This is a genomic window from Oceanobacillus timonensis, assembly GCF_900166635.1.
GTDB classification, from domain to species: domain Bacteria; phylum Bacillota; class Bacilli; order Bacillales; family Amphibacillaceae; genus Oceanobacillus; species Oceanobacillus timonensis.
This window is the reverse complement of the sequence record NZ_LT800497.1, coordinates 512,878-530,932: the sequence shown is the minus strand read 5'-3', so window position 1 is coordinate 530,932 and position 18,055 is coordinate 512,878. Positions and strand designations below refer to the sequence as shown.

At 40.7% G+C, this 18,055-nt stretch carries 17 protein-coding genes; all 17 read right to left on the bottom strand.

The annotated features are described in order from the left end of the window. Positions 1 to 116 precede the first annotated feature (116 nt). The 17 genes from B7E05_RS02915 to B7E05_RS02835 all read right to left on the bottom strand — a co-directional run bounded on the left by B7E05_RS02915 (position 117) and on the right by B7E05_RS02835 (position 17,985). Positions 117 to 1,352, bottom strand: coding sequence for a serine hydroxymethyltransferase (locus tag B7E05_RS02915; protein WP_080876194.1), 1,236 nt, complete (start codon positions 1,350 to 1,352; stop codon positions 117 to 119). A gap of 70 nt (positions 1,353 to 1,422) precedes the next feature. Continuing rightward, the gene (locus B7E05_RS02910) at positions 1,423 to 1,971 is read right to left on the bottom strand and encodes a TIGR01440 family protein (protein WP_080872364.1); all 549 of its coding nucleotides are present in this window, start codon (positions 1,969 to 1,971) and stop codon (positions 1,423 to 1,425) included. Between the two features lie 118 nt (positions 1,972 to 2,089). After that, a complete protein-coding gene (locus B7E05_RS02905; RefSeq protein WP_080872362.1) occupies positions 2,090 to 3,472 on the bottom strand; it encodes a methyl-accepting chemotaxis protein in 1,383 nt (460 codons plus the stop codon). 265 nt (positions 3,473 to 3,737) lie between these two features. Then, a complete protein-coding gene (locus tag B7E05_RS02900; protein ID WP_179134436.1) occupies positions 3,738 to 4,337 on the bottom strand; it encodes a low molecular weight protein arginine phosphatase in 600 nt (199 codons plus the stop codon). A gap of 339 nt (positions 4,338 to 4,676) precedes the next feature. Then, entirely contained in the window at positions 4,677 to 5,225 is a 549-nt protein-coding gene (locus tag B7E05_RS02895) for a manganese efflux pump MntP (RefSeq protein WP_080872359.1), read from the bottom strand. A gap of 86 nt (positions 5,226 to 5,311) precedes the next feature. Next, positions 5,312 to 6,340 (bottom strand): L-threonylcarbamoyladenylate synthase, encoded by a 1,029-nt coding sequence (locus B7E05_RS02890; RefSeq protein ID WP_080872357.1) that lies wholly within the window; start codon positions 6,338 to 6,340, stop codon positions 5,312 to 5,314. 236 nt (positions 6,341 to 6,576) lie between these two features. Next, positions 6,577 to 6,978: a hypothetical protein gene (locus tag B7E05_RS02885; RefSeq protein WP_080872354.1), complete on the bottom strand. Its 402-nt coding sequence runs from the start codon at positions 6,976 to 6,978 to the stop codon at positions 6,577 to 6,579. Between the two features lie 117 nt (positions 6,979 to 7,095). Next, a complete protein-coding gene (spoIIR, locus tag B7E05_RS02880; RefSeq protein ID WP_080872351.1) occupies positions 7,096 to 7,698 on the bottom strand; it encodes a stage II sporulation protein R in 603 nt (200 codons plus the stop codon). A 126-nt stretch (positions 7,699 to 7,824) separates the two neighbouring features. Further along, positions 7,825 to 8,688, bottom strand: coding sequence for a peptide chain release factor N(5)-glutamine methyltransferase (gene prmC, locus B7E05_RS02875; RefSeq protein WP_080872348.1), 864 nt, complete (start codon positions 8,686 to 8,688; stop codon positions 7,825 to 7,827). Positions 8,689 to 8,691: 3 nt separating this feature from the next. Next, positions 8,692 to 9,762 (bottom strand): peptide chain release factor 1, encoded by a 1,071-nt coding sequence (prfA, locus tag B7E05_RS02870; RefSeq protein ID WP_080872345.1) that lies wholly within the window; start codon positions 9,760 to 9,762, stop codon positions 8,692 to 8,694. Positions 9,763 to 9,971: 209 nt separating this feature from the next. Continuing rightward, positions 9,972 to 10,595 carry a thymidine kinase gene (locus B7E05_RS02865; RefSeq protein ID WP_080872343.1) on the bottom strand — a complete coding sequence of 208 codons (624 nt, stop codon included), beginning with the start codon at positions 10,593 to 10,595 and terminating at the stop codon, positions 9,972 to 9,974. A gap of 407 nt (positions 10,596 to 11,002) precedes the next feature. Then, positions 11,003 to 11,248, bottom strand: a complete 246-nt coding sequence (locus B7E05_RS02860) for a type B 50S ribosomal protein L31 (RefSeq protein ID WP_080872341.1) — start codon at positions 11,246 to 11,248, stop codon at positions 11,003 to 11,005. Between the two features lie 281 nt (positions 11,249 to 11,529). Next, on the bottom strand, positions 11,530 to 12,582 hold the full coding sequence (locus B7E05_RS02855; protein WP_080872339.1) for a dipeptide epimerase: 1,053 nt from the start codon (positions 12,580 to 12,582) through the stop codon (positions 11,530 to 11,532). A gap of 50 nt (positions 12,583 to 12,632) precedes the next feature. Next, positions 12,633 to 13,790, bottom strand: coding sequence for a DUF819 family protein (locus B7E05_RS02850; RefSeq protein WP_080872337.1), 1,158 nt, complete (start codon positions 13,788 to 13,790; stop codon positions 12,633 to 12,635). An 81-nt stretch (positions 13,791 to 13,871) separates the two neighbouring features. Beyond that, complete coding sequence (locus B7E05_RS02845; RefSeq protein ID WP_080872335.1) at positions 13,872 to 14,204, bottom strand: DUF3870 domain-containing protein; 333 nt, start codon at positions 14,202 to 14,204, stop codon at positions 13,872 to 13,874. A gap of 492 nt (positions 14,205 to 14,696) precedes the next feature. Beyond that, positions 14,697 to 15,980 (bottom strand): transcription termination factor Rho, encoded by a 1,284-nt coding sequence (gene rho, locus B7E05_RS02840; protein ID WP_080872334.1) that lies wholly within the window; start codon positions 15,978 to 15,980, stop codon positions 14,697 to 14,699. 718 nt (positions 15,981 to 16,698) lie between these two features. After that, positions 16,699 to 17,985 carry a UDP-N-acetylglucosamine 1-carboxyvinyltransferase gene (locus B7E05_RS02835; RefSeq protein WP_080872333.1) on the bottom strand — a complete coding sequence of 429 codons (1,287 nt, stop codon included), beginning with the start codon at positions 17,983 to 17,985 and terminating at the stop codon, positions 16,699 to 16,701. Between the last annotated feature and the right edge of the window lie 70 nt (positions 17,986 to 18,055).

Below are 18,055 nucleotides of genomic sequence, written 5' to 3'. Positions count from 1 at the left end.
TGAAGAAATCAAGCTGATTGTAATTAAAAAATCCGCAGAGCAGTTAATCGCTGTTCTACGGATTTTTTCATTTTCCTGTTTCGATATTGTTTTACTTTATCCACAATGGGGATATCTTATTTATATAACGGGAATTTATCTGTTAATGCTTGTACACGTTCTTTTGCTTCGTTTAATTTATCTTCGTCTTCTAAGTTTTTAAGCGTAAGAGAGATAATTGCAGCAATTTCTTTCATTTCTTCCACGCCGAATCCACGTGTTGTTACAGCTGCCGTTCCAATACGGACACCACTTGTAACAAACGGACTTTCCGTATCAAAAGGAATCGTATTTTTATTGGTTGTGACGCCGATATCATCTAACGCTTTTTCTGCTGCTTTTCCAGTCAGATTTAATGGTGTAACATCTAATAATAATAAATGATTATCTGTACCGCCTGAAACAATCCGGATACCTTCTTTTTGCAGTGCTTCTCCAAGTGCTTTCGCATTTTCGATAATGTTTCCGGAATAAGCTTTAAAATCATCCGATAAGACTTCTTTGAAGGAAACAGCTTTTGCTGCAATGATATGCATTAAAGGTCCGCCTTGAATTCCTGGGAAAATGGCTTTATCAATTTTCTTCGCATACGCTTCTTTACAGAGTATCATACCGCCGCGCGGTCCGCGTAATGTTTTATGCGTTGTTGTGGTGACAAAATCAGAGTATGGAACCGGATTTTCATGGTGACCCGTAGCAACTAACCCGGCAATATGGGCCATATCCACCATCAGATAAGCACCCACAGCGTCTGCAATCTCTCTGAACTTTTTAAAATCAATGCCTCGTGAATACGCACTTGCGCCGGCAACAATCAGTTTGGGTTTCACTTCTTTTGCTTTTTCAAGAACAGCATCATAATCCAGCTTTTCTGTCTCTTTATCCACACCATAATCAACAAAGTTGTACAAACCGCCGCTGAAGTTAACCGGGCTTCCATGCGTTAAATGCCCGCCATGGTTTAAATTCATTCCCAATACCGTATCTCCAGGCTCCAGAAAAGTGAAATATACTGCCATATTCGCTTGAGAACCGGAGTGAGGCTGTACATTGGCATGATCCGCGCCGAATATTTCCTTCGCACGGTCCCTAGCAATATCCTCTACAATATCCACATACTCACAACCGCCATAATAGCGTTTATCCGGGTAGCCTTCCGCATATTTATTGGTGAGTATGGACCCCATTGCATCCATAACCGCCTTGGACACAAAGTTTTCGGAAGCAATCAGCTCAATTTTATTATGCTGACGCTCCTTCTCTTGCATCATCGCCTGAAAAACTTCATTATCTGCTTGTTTTACATATTCCATCATTACTGCACAGCCTCCTATATAGGGTGAAAATTTATTATTATTTGTTGTTCAAACGAAAAGGAATGACTTATCTCGCTGGGTTTTCTCCGTAATATGCCCGATGACCGCCGATTAATTTCGGACGAGTACGAGCTGCCCTTACCCGGGCTTGGCCAATCGTGCGCTGTTCTAATTTCAGCGGAACAGCCACTGGTTTTAAATGCATACCAATCATTGTTTCGCCAATATCCAATCCGGCATGAGCGCTTATATTTTCCACAACAACTGGATGTTCTATTTGTCTATAAGCATAACTCGCCATGGATCCACCTGCTTCTGGAACAGGTACAGCAGCAACTTCTTCCAGTCCATATTGCACAGCTGTCTCCCGGTCTACAACAAGTGCACGATTCAAATGCTCACAGCATTGAAAAGCCAAATGCACACCTGTTTGCTTTTGAAAGTTCGTCATCTGCTCATAAAGGCTTTTGGCAATTTCCGTACTTCCGCTTGTTCCAATGGGCTGACCAGCTACTTCACTTGTTGAACAGCCAATAACAACAATCTCATTTTTTTGCGGGCTGCTTATCGCCAGCCATTGATTCATAACTTGTTCTAAATCTTTCGTTATCATCATGACACACCCTTACTCTTTATCAGCCTGTTTGAACACCTGCTTATCGTCCTTCTGTTGATTCGTTTGCCACAGCAACAAATAATAGAATCATTTATAGCATACCATGATTTTTTTAAAATTACGATACATCTTGATGCCTGTTTTCAACTAAACTGTCCCCATTGCTATCCGAGCGCCTTCCAGGCATTTCGCGGGCAGGTTCCGTCTCTTGCTTCACATTAAATTGGTTAATCTGTTCTCTTAGACTTCCAGCATGTTCTTCCATCTGCCCTGCTAATTGATCCACGTGTTCCATGGTACCGATTTGTTCTTGAATTGCGGCGTTGACTTCCTGCGTCCCTGCAGATGTTTCTTCCGCAATAGCCGCTACTTCCTGCGATTGATTTGCTGTATTTTGAATCGATTGCAGCTGCTGTTCTACCAGTTCGTAAATCTTATCTACCTGTGCAGCTGTCTCTGTTACCGTCGTCCCCATTTCCGTAATGGTATGGTTTGTATTTTCACCACGGCCAACTTCCTCCCGTGCAGATGTCGCATTGATATTAATTTTTTCGGCCAACTGTTTCACGTCTGTTTGAATCGAAAGCAGCAGCCCGGAAATATCATTTACTGCCTGCCCGCTTTGATCAGCCAGCTTCCGCACTTCTTCAGCCACGACTGCAAACCCTTTTCCATGTTCCCCTGCACGGGCTGCTTCAATGGAAGCATTCAATGCCAGTAAGTTGGTTTGTTCCGCAATCTCGCCGACTAAAGTGATAATCCCTTCCACTTCCATCGTACTTTGTCGTAAATGATTCACATCTTCCAAAGAGACTTCCTGCTCCACAGCGATACGCTCCATTCCGTCAACTAATTGTTTCACTACATTTTGTCCTTCTTCCAGCATATGGATCATGGCATGAGACTGCTCTTTCGATGTTTCTGCTTTATGTTGTACTTCATTAGCTAATTCTGTTGCGATTTCAATTGATCCGACCGTTTCCTGGGTTGCACGAGATGAATTTTCTGCTCCATCTGAGATTTCACCGACAGATTCACCAATAGCTGCCGCGTGTTTTGTCGCGGTATTCGAAGCTACTTTTAGTTCATGAACCGTTCGATTTGTTTCCTCGAAGTGCTGATCAATATTTGTCACCATTTTATTTAAACTTTCAAGCATACTGTTTACAGCAACAGACAAAGATTTAATCTCATCATCCGACTGCGGAATTTCTGCCCGCACTTCCAGATTTCCCTTTGCTGCTTCCCCGGTTATCTTTTCTAGTTTTTGCAATGGTTTTGTAATCCATCTTGCAGCAAAAAAAGCCAGGATGCCGGACCACATAACACCGGCCAGCAATGTCAAAATAACAAAAGTCTGCTGCGATACATTGATCCAGGAATGAATATAGTCAAATAAAATGTAAATAAAGAAAGCACTTGTTGAATATGTAATAAGTGCTAAAAAGGTGGTAAATACAACAAGCTTTAATCTAAGACTGAATCGATATCTTTTTCCCATTAAAATGCCCACTCCTCCATATTTTTCATATGTCTATTTTCAAAGGAAAGCACTAAGCAGCAGAAAAACCCTATTCTAAAAATGGGAAGACCCTGGAATGAGCGCTAATAACCAGGGTCTATTCTTCTCTTCAACTGTAAACATTCCATAGAATGCACAGGATGCAGTCATCTACTTCTTTTTTTAAAGACAAAAGCGCATGTTCTATACCCCTGTTTTTTTGTTTATGTTGGTTTTTGGAAATGTAAGAGTTAGTAACATGTTTTTAAGAGGATAACCATTGGTTCAGACATGCTTCAATTTCCTGCTCTGTCCTCAAGTAATCCATAGCCAATCCTCCAAACGGATCTGCGATATCCGAGTGTGTCAGCTGTTTTTTTAAATGTTGAATGGTTTCTATTTCTTCCCGGCAGGTTTCATACACGAATTCGCCTTGTTTTGCCGGGTTTATTTCGGAATCGTTATGCTCTAAATAGCGCCTTCTTTTTTCTTCCAAATCTGCATAGGCTTTTTCTAATTGGTCCCATATTTGTATATCGGCATGTAGGGCAAATTCTTTAAGTGTATATATTTTTTTTCTGTATTCAGGAAATTGGAACCAAAGTGTTTCTTTATGGGAAGCGGTCATGGTCAGAATCAAGTCTGCCCACTGAACGAGATGTTCATTGATTGGGGTGGCCTGGTGATCCATCTCAATCCCTTGTTGTCTTAATACTTCTTTTGTCTGGCTGCTCATCTGTCCTCCCGGCATAGCCGTAATTCCACAGGATTTCACTTGCATATCCGCTGGCGCACGATTCTTTAGCAACCCTTCCGCCATTGGACTGCGACATGTGTTTCCTGTACATACAAATAGCACATTCATAGGTATATCCTCCTGTTTATAACATGCTGGGTACATTTTTAATAATATATTTTCATTTATCATATCATAAAGTGAAACTTCCTTCAGTGGTGGGTTTCGACGCAGAGGGATGTGCCAGTGCAGACGTTACGTCTCAGGCTCCTTTGTGGCTTACGTCCTGTAGGCAGGAACGAATCGGGCCGTTACTGGCTGCTCTATCCCCAAGCTGCGATAAATGGAGAAAAACCCGCACCTCTTTGGAAATACAGGTTTTCTATATCACGCCGGGCTATGGCAGGAAATGCTTGCAAAGGGGATAGATTTTTCTTGATATTTTACGAATGACAACGGCGTCGCTCATCAGCTGAATAACATATAAATTCCAAAACAGGAAAGAATAAGCCCTCCAAACATTTCACTATAGCTGCCCAGAAAGCCTTGCAGGTGTCTTCCTAATAGCAAACCTGCCCACGTCAATAAACAACTTACGACTCCAAAAATAATAAGCGTAATAACGATGGTTACGCCTGAAATCCCAAGACTGAAACCTACTGTGAAACTGTCCAGACTGACACTGCCAGCTAATATCCATAATCCGATACCGGCTGGCTGCCAGCGATATTCATCCGATATACGAAAAGCAGAGAAAAACATATGGGCGCCAATAAAGAATAACAAGATTCCTGAAGCGAGTGCCGTCCACTGTCCTACCTGTTCGGATAATGCATGTCCAAGCAGCATGCCTGCCATCGGGAAAAGCATATGGAAGCTGCCAATTACCAGACCAATTATCGCAATCCGTTTCAAGCGTATCTTATTCATTCCCAAGCCTAAGCTGATGGAGAATGCGTCCATGCTTAAACCGATTGCGAGTAAGGCTAATGAAAGTAGTTCGATAGAAAAAAACATCCATACATCCCCCTTTAAAGCATGCTTGTACAACTTATGCTTTAAAAGGATGGAATATGAATGCTTTTCATGAATACTGTGTTTATTTATTCCTCTATAACACGGTCGGCTGCCTTTCGCAGACGGTTCATTACAGCTTGGCCGATTCCATTTTCAGAAAATGTTTCACAAATAATTTTATCCACATTTGCTTGTTTGAAAAAGCGTAAACCATCATATAATGAAGATGCAATTTCTTCTATCGTTCTTCCCAGCTTGTGGATATACACTTCTTCTGTAAACATAGCAGCTGTTTGATCAGACATCAGCACACCCACTCTGTTTCCTGCTTGCATTTCCTTATCCACATATTGCCGGAATGCCTGGCTGGTACCTGCGAATAAATAAAGCGGAACTTCAGGCGCATAGTGTTTATATTTCATCCCAGGCGCTTTCGGCCGATCTTCAGACGATTTAACAAGTCCCGGATCCATCATGACCGTACCTGTCACCCGCTCCAATTGTTCTTTCGTTACGCCGCCAGGACGCAAAATAACCGGGATTTCTCCCGTACAATCGATCACGGTTGATTCCAAACCAACGCCCGTCTGTCCACCATCAATCAAACCACTTATTCGTCCGTTTAAATCTTCATACACATGCTCTGCAGCAGTCGGACTAGGCTTTCCGGACACGTTAGCGCTTGGTGCTGCAACCGGTTTTCCCGCTGCTTGAATAAAAGCTAGGGCAATCGGATGACTGGGAATTCGTACACCAATTGTGGATAACCCTGCTTTAACATTATCTGCACAGTCATCACTTGCCGGTAAAATATATGTTAATGGGCCAGGAGAGAAGGCTTGGATTAACGTATACACATAGTCTGGAATACATGTCACAAGTTCTTTTAATTGATCTATAGAGGCCACATGGGCAATCAATGGATTATCTTGCGGCCGTCCCTTTGCCTCAAATATTTTACGGACAGCTGCTTCTTCCGTGGCATCTGCTCCCAGCCCATATACGGTTTCTGTAGGAAAAGCAACAACCTCTCCTGCTTTCAATATAGCTGCTGCTTCTTTTAAATCTTTATCCATTATATTTTCTGCGTCCATTCTCCATACTTTCGTGTGCATATCTTTCCCTCTTTTCTACGTTTCTATTTTAGTTGATACACAGCAGAAACGCAAAAAAGGTCAATCTCCGTCTATTTATACACATTATCCACGGATTTTATCCACAAATAAATAATTGCTCACATATATCCCCTAATTATACACAGACCCCTGTGAGTAGTGTGTATAATTTTTGCTTGACAAACAAAACAGAATGTCATTCTGCTTATAGCAAGGGTTGATCATTTTCAAATAGGCTAAGAAACTTGATATGCCCACCAATTCCCTGTTTTTTCTGAATTTATATTTTTAAAAGTGACATCGCTTTCTCTTTTGAATTGTAAAGACTCCAACAAGATATCCACAACTGGGCTCTGATTATGCACATATACACATTTTATATTATTTTCTCGGGAAATAACGAGCACAGATTCAAAAACAACAAACAATTTTTGAACGTGTTCTTTCGTTAAATATAATTGCTTCAGCCAATACGTTGAATCATCGACCATATACAGGTTAAAACAGCCTTCAATCTTTCCGTTAATCTCTACCACGTAACTATCTTTTGTCAATTTTTTGCCGGAAAGCCCTTCATTCTTTTGAATAAATTCCTCCATCAGCTCTATCTTCGCTTCTTTGACTTGGTAGATTTGCATGTTCCATCCTCCATTCTTGAGATATCAACCTGATTCACGCAATCCTCGTTCTGTGGATAAAATGTTCCGCTATATCAAGTTCCTCTTTACTACAAGCTTATGTCTCCGTGAACAAAACTATGACAACCCTAACCATTTAAATAGAAAGAATTCTACTTCGACTTCTTCTTCTTCCTCTTCTGCTTGCGCCTGTGCTTCTTCTCCCTCTGCTACTGATGTACCGTTAAAGAAATCTAAAAAGCATAACGGCGGAAACAGGACACACCACCAGTTCGCACCAGAACCTTCTCCTATCGTGACTAAAATCGCTTCATACTCTCCTTCTGGATAAAGATAGTTTCCATATAATTTTGCAGGAAAGGAAACATCCTCTCGATACTCCAGTTCGAAATCTTCGTCACTGTTTTCTTTTTTTAGTGTATCCTTAATCACTTCTTCTAATTCAGGGAGCCGGTCATTAATCAGCTGTCTCGCCTCTTCAATATCATCTATATCTTTCACCCATTCTGTAATAACTTCATTGACTTCATCACGTACCTTGTGTTTGACGTCCTGATCTTTCTCACTGTCACTGTTGGCCAGAATGCGCAGCCTGATTGCTTCGTCCGGGATAACTTGATAGTCGAGCTCTTTATTTTGCATTTCTTTTGCTACACTAATTACAGGAATAATAGATAATAATAAAAATAAAAGTCCAATAGCAAACCATACTTTTTTCATAAAAAAATCTCCCTTCCGCCTATTTATGAAATAGTTTGGACAAGGAGATTTCGGCTTATACAAGATTGATAGAAATATATATTTGAAATCAGAGTATATTATTTTATGATATGGGGCATGGAGATATCAGCTGAAATGCGTTGCCAATACGATGCGGTCTTTTCCATTTATATCCTGTTTGATTTCCACATGACTTCCCGGAAATGCTTGTTTGATATATTGTTCAACAAGTTCCCCCTGCGTATGGCCGATTTCCAGAGCAAGCAACGTATCCTGTTTCAAGGGCATCCGTTTCATTTGCTGGATAATCTTAAGGTACGCAGCCATGCCGTCCGCTTCTGCAAACAGAGCCAGTTCCGGATCAAAATCACGGACTGTATCGCTTAACGCCTGTGCTTCTGATTTTGCAATATAAGGCGGGTTGGAAACAATCACATCAAATGGGTTGGTATCATGCAATAGAGGGGCTAAAAAATCCCCTTGTAAAAAAGTAACATCCGCTTGTAACTGTATCGCATTTTGCTCGGCAATCTGAAGCGCTCCAGCCGAGATATCTGTAGCGAACACTGCGGCATGCTTCCATTCCAGCGCCAGTGTAATGGCAATAACACCACTGCCTGTACCAACATCTACAATGCGTACAGGTTCTGCTTTCACACCGAGGTATTCTTTTACCGCCAGCACAAGCTCTTCCGTTTCCGGACGCGGTATTAAAACATCCTTATTCACTTGAAAGGTACGCCCATAAAATGCTTCATGTCCAGTCAAGTGCTGTACAGGAATTCCTGTTTCCGCATGTTTTCTAATATCTGCAGCTATCTGCTTCTGTTTATCTTCCGGAATCGGATCACGTAAAGCAAGCAGCCATTCCTGTCTGGATAATCCTAAGTGATGCTGTATTAAGATTTCTGCTACTTTCGGTTCTCTGCCCGCTTTTTCTAAAAAAAGAGAAGCCCAGTTAAGGACTTCGTAAATTTTTGTCTGGGACATGCATTATTCCCCAATCTGTTCTAATTTTTGCGCCTGCTCTTCCATAACCAGCGCCTCGATAAATTCATCCAGCTTGCCTTGCATAATCTGATCCAATTTTTGAATCGTTAATCCAATACGATGATCCGTTACCCGGTTTTGCGGGAAGTTATACGTACGAATACGTTCCGAGCGATCCCCTGTACCAACCGCTGATTTACGGTTTTCATCATATTCTTCCTGTGCTTCCTGCTGAAACTTATCGTAAATACGGGCACGCAAAACTTTCATCGCTTTTTCTTTATTTTTAATTTGTGATTTTTCATCTTGAATAGAAACCACAATCCCGGTCGGCTCGTGCGTTAAACGTACCGCTGACATCGTTGTATTTACACTCTGTCCACCTGGTCCGCTGGAAGCAAACGTATCTACACGAATATCCTTTTCATGCACGTCTACTTCTACTTCTTCTGCTTCAGGGAGCACAGCAACCGTTGCCGTGGAAGTATGAATCCGTCCGCCTGACTCCGTTTCCGGGACACGCTGCACACGATGTGCACCATTTTCATACTTCAACTTCGAGTAAACGTCTGCACCATCAATCATAAAGATAATCTCTTTATAACCGCCTACACCTGTAGAACTGGCTTCCATCACGTCAATTTTCCAGCCCTGCGCTTCCGCATAACGTGAATACATCCGGTATAAATCCCCCGCAAATAAAGCAGCTTCATCTCCACCGGCTGCACCACGAATCTCCATGAAGACGTTTTTATCGTCATTCGGGTCTTTCGGAAGCAGGAGAACCCTCAGCCGTTCCTCCAGCTCTTCTTTTCTGGAGGATAATTCAGATACTTCCATCTTTGCCATTTCCAGCATTTCATCATCTGATTCATCTTCCAGCATTTCTTTCGCATCTGTCAGTTGAGATGTCACTTCCTTATACTCACGGTAGGCCTGGACAACGTCTTCCAGCCCAGCCTGTTCTTTCGAATACGCACGCAGTTTTTGTGTATCACTGATTACTTCCGGATCACTTAACATTTCATTTAATTTATTATACCGATCTTCCAGTGTCTGTAAACGATCTAACACGAGAATACACCTCTTTCTCTATAACAGTCTAATTATATTATAAGGGAGAATCAAGGTCAATTACACATTTGATACGAAAGAATTTGCACTTTCCGTATTCCTTTACTGATTCGACATACCTGTTCATTGTTCGCTATTTATCACCGCCTGATATTTGCTCCTTTTTCCATTAAAAAATGCTGACTTAGACAGAGTCAGCATTTTTTATATTATCGGTTCGTTTGTTTTTCTGCTTTGTTTGTTATCTTTACTTCCGGACGATTGGGTACTTCATGATGGTGACGGCAGCGCGGTTCATAAGATTCAGAAGCTCCAACCATAATAACAGGATCATCATAAGATGCCGGTTTACCATCAATGAGACGCTGGGTTCTGCTTGCCGGCGAACCGCAAATCGGGCAGATGGCGTTTAATTTGGTTACCGATTCCGATAAAGCCATGAGCTGCGGTACGGGCTCAAAAGGAACTCCCCGAAAATCCATATCCAAACCGGCAACAATGACCCGGATATCTCTATGAACAAGTTCTTCAATCACGTCAATCACATTGTTCTCAAAAAATTGCACTTCGTCAATAGCTACAATATCCATATCCGGTTCCATTTCCTCTAAAATTTCCGCCGCATCCCGTATGGACTTTGCAATAGTTGTTGTCCCATCATGAGAAACTACTGCCTTTTCATCATAACGCGTATCTATAGCCGGTTTAAATACACATACATTTAAATGTGCAAACGTTGCTCTTCTGACACGACGGATTAATTCCTCTGATTTTCCGGAAAACATACTTCCGCAGATTAGTTCAACCCACCCGTTCCGCTTCATTATATGCATTTGGAGAAACTCCTCTCACGAATTGATATATAAGTATATTCAAATAGAAACTCTTCTCAATGCGCAATATACAAGAAAGGACATTAAAAAGAGCAAGTATATGTTTTATTTCACTAAGAATCGAAACCATACTAAATAAATGGAAATTAACGTTTTACCTTCTGACATTCGCTCTGGAAAAACACTCCGCTAGTTAAAGTGTTTAACCTTGAAATAAATGAATTCATTTTTCAAATACAAAAGGTATATTTATTAATTCAATTTATATAAATCGTGTACCTATTATACACCTTCATGGGCTTTCATTGAAAGGAAAAGACAGGCAAAATGAGACATTCTGCCTGTCTTTTCCGGTTCCAATCCTTACAAAAATCTTTTCAACCGGCATTGCCCGGTCAATCAGATGATTAGCTAAGATTATATTTTTTCTTAAAGCGATCCACACGGCCGCCGACTTTGTCAGCTTTTTGCTTCCCAGTGTAGAATGGATGTGAATCAGAGCTGATTTCAACTTTTAATAGCGGGTACGTATTACCGTCTTCCCACTCAATTGTTTCGTCTGATTCTCTTGTTGATCCGCTTAAGAACTTGTAATTCGTACTAGTGTCCAGAAAAACGACTTTTCTGTACTCTGGATGAATATCTTGTTTCATGTTCTTCTACTCCTTTTTGCCCTGAGTCCCTTGGAAACAGAGTTATTCGAAGAGTCGTTCGTGATGCAGAAAGCACCCTACCTAAACTCACATAAAGAGATTATAACAGTGTATAGAGTGAATTGCAATAGCAGGTTTTCTCTTCTACTTTGCTTTATTTTCTTTTACACTGGTTTACGTCCTAACAAATATCATGCAGAAGACCAATCCGTTTTTGTTTCCAATTTTTAATAGGAAGTGTACACAGGGAACTCCATCGCAGTGTACATTTTCATTCTCCTTTACCTTTGCAAACACCTAATTCGTGAATCTTCATATGCCACTGTTCTATCTCCCACCGTACCTTCCCATTTTTTCAACCAAAGCGGAGCATCTAAATCAGCATAAATAATGTTCCGATGTCCGCAAGCAAGATGTGCAGCTGCTGAAACAGAAATCGGTGATTCCATCATGCTGCCGATCATGCAGGGTATACCGGCAGCCTCCGCAATATCTGCTATCACAATCGCTTCCCGGATTCCTCCGGACTTCATCAGTTTAATATTAAATAAATCACAGGCACTCATTTGAACCAACCTCAGTGCATCCGCTGGAGAAAAGAGACTTTCGTCTGCCATAATTGGTGTATGGACATGATTGGTTACATAAGCCAATCCTTTAAAATCAGCTGCCTTTACCGGCTGTTCAATAAATTCAACATCAAGCTGCTCCTCCTCAAGCATTCGGATAAATCGGACGGCAGTCTTCGCATCCCAGCTCTGATTTGCATCAATTCGTAACTGAATGGATTCACCAACTGTCTGACGCAATCGTCTCATACGTGATAAATCCTCTTGAAACGCACCCCCAAGTTTTATCTTCAATGCTTTAAATCCTTGTTGCACCAATGTCTTTGCTTTTACAGCCATATCATTTTCTTCTCCAATACTTAATGTCATATCTGTCGTAATCTCACTTTGATACCCACCTAGAAATTGGTACATAGGAAGTTGGTCTTTTCTGGAAAACAAATCATACAAAGCAATATCAACAGCTGCCTTTGCACTTGTATTACCAATACAGGCATCTCTTACTTTCGTAACTAAATGTTCCAAGGAACTTAGCGGCTCTCTGATGATTGCTTGTTTAATTGGACCCGTGATAGCACTCTGTATGCTTTCTAAGGAATCTCCTGTTATTTTTAAAGTTGGCGATGCTGCTCCAACTCCATAAAACCCATCATCGGTTTCCATTGTTATCGTGAGTGACTCTATTTCATCCACACTTCGAACGGCTGTAATGAATGGCTCTTTTAACTTATTTCTCGTATGTGTTACTGTTACATCTGTAATCATCGTTAACCTCCTGTAAAACACTTGGATTTAGATAGGGTAATTATTTTACGTTATATCATGGAAAGTATTTGGGAAACTAAAAGACCAATATATGTGCCAAGGAATGAACCCAATAAAGCCATGATGACACCAACGGGTATAAGGGCACGGTTATAGTAGCCTGCAAGCATTGGCGCAGATGCCATTCCACCAATATTGGCAAGGCTCGCAATCCCTAATGTAAATAAATCAAGCCTGAAGAGTTTTCCTAACAACACCATTACCACTAAATGAATAAATAAGATCAGAAATCCGCTGATAATATAAATTGGCGCTTGAAATAATTGACTAAAATCTGCATTGGATGCAATCAATGCAATGATGATGTATAACATTACATTAGCGATGTCCATAGAGCCAGCTATTTTTGAGAATCGTGTTGTTGCTAATACAAGTCCGATGACAGCAGCAATCGTAATGGTCCAAGTAGTAGCATTAATTACAGTACCTATTTCAGGTAAAGCCTCTCCAATTCTGGCACCAATAGCTGAAACAAGCAGCCCAAATGCGAGCATAACCATCATTTCCTTAAAACCCACGGACTGGTTCGTATCATCTTCTTCCAAATCAGCTTGAACCTGATCAAGATGTTCCGTTTTAGCACCTGTCCACTTATTAATTTTTGGTGCAAATGGGACAAGCCAGAATAAAAACATTACCCAAACAGAGTAATTGACTGTATCCATAATCAAAGCATATCCAAAGATATTTTCAGGAACATCCAATATACCTTGAATGGCGACCATATTTGCGGACCCGCCTGTCCAGCTGCCAGCCAACGCACCGAATGCCTGCCATGTATCCGGGGCATACCAATTGCTGAAAATGGTATAAACAGCCGTAAAACCTACTACAATACTGATAGCAGCCGTCGCATATCCAAGGAGCATCTTCCCTCCTACTTTACGAAGTTTTCGCAGGTCACAATTAATCAACATAAGAACAACCATAGCTGGAAGCAGGATGTCTCCGAGATTTGAATTCGCTTCACTCATCATCTCCGTATCCCCAAACACTCCAAATGTCCGAAACAGCGCAGCGGTCAAATAAAGTAGAACAATACCGGGAACATATTTGAAAAATTTACTCGACGTTGATTTCTCTATCCAAACAATCACTGCTGCTAATGCAATTAATACACTAATATATAAAAACGTATCCTGTATCATTTGCTTCATTCCTCCTTTTTAATTAAAAAAACCCAGTATATAACAAATGTCCACATTTGTTATATACTGGGTTTCACTTGTTTAATGTAGTGAAGCAGTATCGGAAATGATTTGTTTATATTTCTTCAATGCATCCTTATACGCCACGATGATTCCTTTTTGTGATGAGCCGAAATATCGGGATTCTATCTTGTTAATAATCGTGGAAGTATCTATCATTTTTTCTTTTATAAACAAAGATCTTAGAAAACGAACGGTTAATTCAATCGTAGCCGAGCAATCAAAATCAACAATTTCATGTGTTTCTTTATTAATGACCAGCCCGATAAAAAATCCATTATATTGTTTTGTAATAGGATTATTGGAGGGAGCCTTGGCGTCTCCAATAATATAAACCATATGATCCTCATACATATCATTCAACTCCATCTATGTATGCGTTTTCAATTATATTAATAATTTACCCTAGTCTGGAATAGTTGTCAAGAGACTTATTGGCTTAGCGTTACCCTTTTTACGTCTAAAAAAAGAGATTTTTCATATTTCTCAAGTTATTAGTGACAATCACCTTGTATTTTCTTTCAAATGATAAACTGTCATCATCGCGAATATCCTCTAATTCAAATTCTTTAACATGCGAAGCATTTTTACATTCTTTCTGAGTGTAAAACACAAAATAGCAACTAACATTCTCATTTCCGTATGAGAATGTTAGTTGCTATCTATTCTTCCATAAATAAATTGATGGCACGGGTAAGCATCATGTTTTTCCGTAGCGGTTGTTACTAACAATCGTATAACCATTTACCATCCATCGATTTGGGTAAAGAGCAGCGATTATTTATTTAGAGAAGCCAGACCCTTTCCAGTTTGACACAGCTCTCCATTTTCATTCCCTAACCTCTTCTATTGACGGTTCATTCCTTTTCGTTTCATTTCCTCATCCATCATCTGTAAAAACTCTTCGTTATTCTTCGAGTTTTTCATTCGTTTTAAGAAACGATCTAAGAAATCATTGGAGTCTTGCATCGTTTTCCGCAACAGCCACATTTTATCTAAATGTGCTTTATCTACTAAGAGCTCTTCTTTCCGGGTTCCAGAACGCAGAATATCGATAGCAGGGAAAATTCGGCGGTCTGCAAGGTGCCGGTTTAAATGCAATTCCATATTCCCGGTTCCTTTAAATTCTTCATAAATGACATCATCCATACGCGATCCTGTTTCTACCAATGCTGTAGCCAAGATGGTAAAGCTGCCGCCTTCTTCAATATTTCTAGCTGCTCCAAAGAAACGCTTCGGACGGTGGAAGGCTGCCGGGTCAATACCGCCGGACAGCGTACGTCCACTTGGCGGAATCACTAAGTTATACGCGCGAGCTAAGCGTGTAATACTATCCATCAGAACAATGACATCACGCTTGTGTTCAACAAGACGCATCGCACGTTCTAAGACAAGTTCAGATACTTTAATATGGCTTTCCGGAACTTCATCAAATGTAGAAGAAACCACATCGACATCGGATCCTACAGAACGCTCAATATCCGTTACTTCTTCCGGGCGTTCATCCACCAGCAGAATAATCAGCTTAGCATGCGGATGATTTTGGGAAATGCTGTTTGCAATTTCCTTAATTAACATCGTTTTACCGGCTTTTGGCGGTGCAACAATTAAACCGCGCTGTCCAAAACCGACTGGTGTCATCAAATCCATAATTCGGGTTGATAATTGCTTTGTTTCGGTTTCTAATTGAATGGGTCTATTTGGATAAAGTGCCGTTAAAGCGGGAAAATGGACACGCTCTTTGGAAGAATCCGGGTCTTCATCGTTCACTGCATCTACATGCAACAAACCGTAATAACGTTCATTCTCTTTCGGCGGACGTACCTTACCAGATACTTTATCTCCATTTCTTAAATCGAATCGCCGTATTTGCGAAGCGGAAATATAAATGTCTTCCGCACTTGGAGAATAATTAATTGGACGCAGGAACCCAAACCCTTCAGAAGGAATTATCTCTAAAATGCCATCCATAAATAGAAATCCATCTTTTTCTGCTTGCGCTTTTAATATTGCAAAAATTAGCTCTTTCTTTGTCAGCTTTGCATAATAAGAAATTTTATAATCTTTTGCAAGTGCATAAATTTCCTTTAATGTCATTGTCTCTAAGCTAGAGATTGTAAGTGTTGCCATTAAATCACCACGCCTGTTCTAGTTTCTTTAAAAATATTATTAACAGTATTTCAAACAGATGAACCCTATACATGGAAAAATACTGAGAAGACTTCCCTGTTTAAGAGAAGTAATTGGAAGCTATGGGAGAGGTCTGCAGGTAACAGACACTATCCTTATAAATAGAAAGTTCTTTTGGAGGATGTTTAAAAGCCCACATACGCTAACCAGCAAACCTTACCGTTGATGCGTTTTCCACCATAACAATGGCATGAGCCGTCTGCTTCTGAATGTGGTACTTCTGCAAAATGAACTTTCTTTTCTATTTCACTGTCAGTCTTTTAATGAAGTCATCAAGTTTATTAAACATCTATTATCATACTCTTTTACGAATCAAGATTCAATAGACTTTTTTGTCAAAATAGAGGAATTTTGTCGCATGATATGTATGGCTTATCCAGGTCGTTTAAAATGATAAGATATTATATCACGCAGGCCTTCCAGACTTATTGAAGTTATTTGAGGACAGATGATATCTTTTGGAAGAGGGAAAAAGATACATCCTTATAAAGCAGTTAACAGATCATCTTCCTATCCTCAAAAAACAGTATCATAAAAGAGAAAGAAGAGGTTTCTCTTTTATGATACGTGCCCCTCAAGAAGATCTCATTAAAAAGCATATAAAACAGTTGTCTTTTTACATTAGAGCTTGATTTTATAATGCTTTTTAATATCCTCTTCAGGTATTCTGGTCTTGATAAATTTCTGATTCCGTCATTTCTTCTCTCCAAATGTTTGCGCCAAGGGAAGAAAGTTTGTCCGTTAAATTCTCATAGCCGCGGTCAATGTGATCCAGACCGGTAATTTCGGTTACTCCGTCTGCCAGTAAACCGGCTACCACCAGGGATGCTCCGGCACGGAGGTCGCTCGCTTTTACTTTAGCACCTTCTAATTGAGTCGGACCGGACACAATAACAGAGCCGCCTTCCACCTTTATTTCCGCATTCATCCGGCGGAGTTCATCAATGTGTTTTAAACGTGCAGAATAAATGGTGTCAATAATCACCCCGGAATGTCCTGCCTGTGTTAATAATGTTGTAAATGGCTGCTGCAAGTCGGTTGGAAACCCGGGATAAACCAATGTCTTAATATCCACACTGTTTAATGTGTTTGCTCTGGCCACATATAACTGATCATTATGCGACTCGATATCAATATTCATTTCCCGTAATTTTGCAATCAATGATTCCATATGCTGCGGGATAACATTATCAATGACAACTTCCTTGCCCATTGCTGCAGCTGCAATTGCATACGTCCCTGCTTCAATACGGTCAGGAATAATGGTGTGCGTACAACCATGTAAGGAAGAAACCCCGTCAATACGGATAACATCTGTTCCAACACCTTTAATTTTGGCACCCATATTGGTTAGTAAAGTTGCCACGTCAATAATTTCGGGTTCTTTTGCAGCATTTTCAATGATTGTTTGTCCCTTTGCCTTTACCGCTGCAAGCATAATATTGATGGTGGCACCAACACTGACAACATCCAGATAAATTCGCGCGCCGCGAAGCTCATTCGCACGTAAATAGATAGCGCCCTGCTCATTTGTCACTTCGGCACCAAGTGCTTCAAAACCTTTAATATGCTGATCAATCGGCCGTGGGCCCAAGTAGCATCCTCCAGGTAAACCGATAACGGCTTTATTAAATTTCCCGAGCATGGCACCCATGAAGTAATAAGATGCACGTAATTTTTTTACTCTCCCGTTTGGTAATGGCATGGCAATCATTTTCTCCGGATGAATCGTCATATCCTGACCATCCCGGGATACACTCCCGCCAATTTCTTCCAATAGTTCACCTAACGTGTCTACATCAGAAATGTCCGGCAATCCTTCAATGGTCACTGTCGAATCTGCAAGAATCGCTGCTGGTAATAATGCAACTGCACTATTCTTTGCGCCGCTGATGTGTACTTCTCCGGATAGTTCATGCCCACCCTCAATTAATAACTTTTGCATGTAAAAACCTCGTTCCTGTGGAAGTGGAGTATCACTCTACAAGTTGTTTAGCAAATGAAGCCTGATGTAG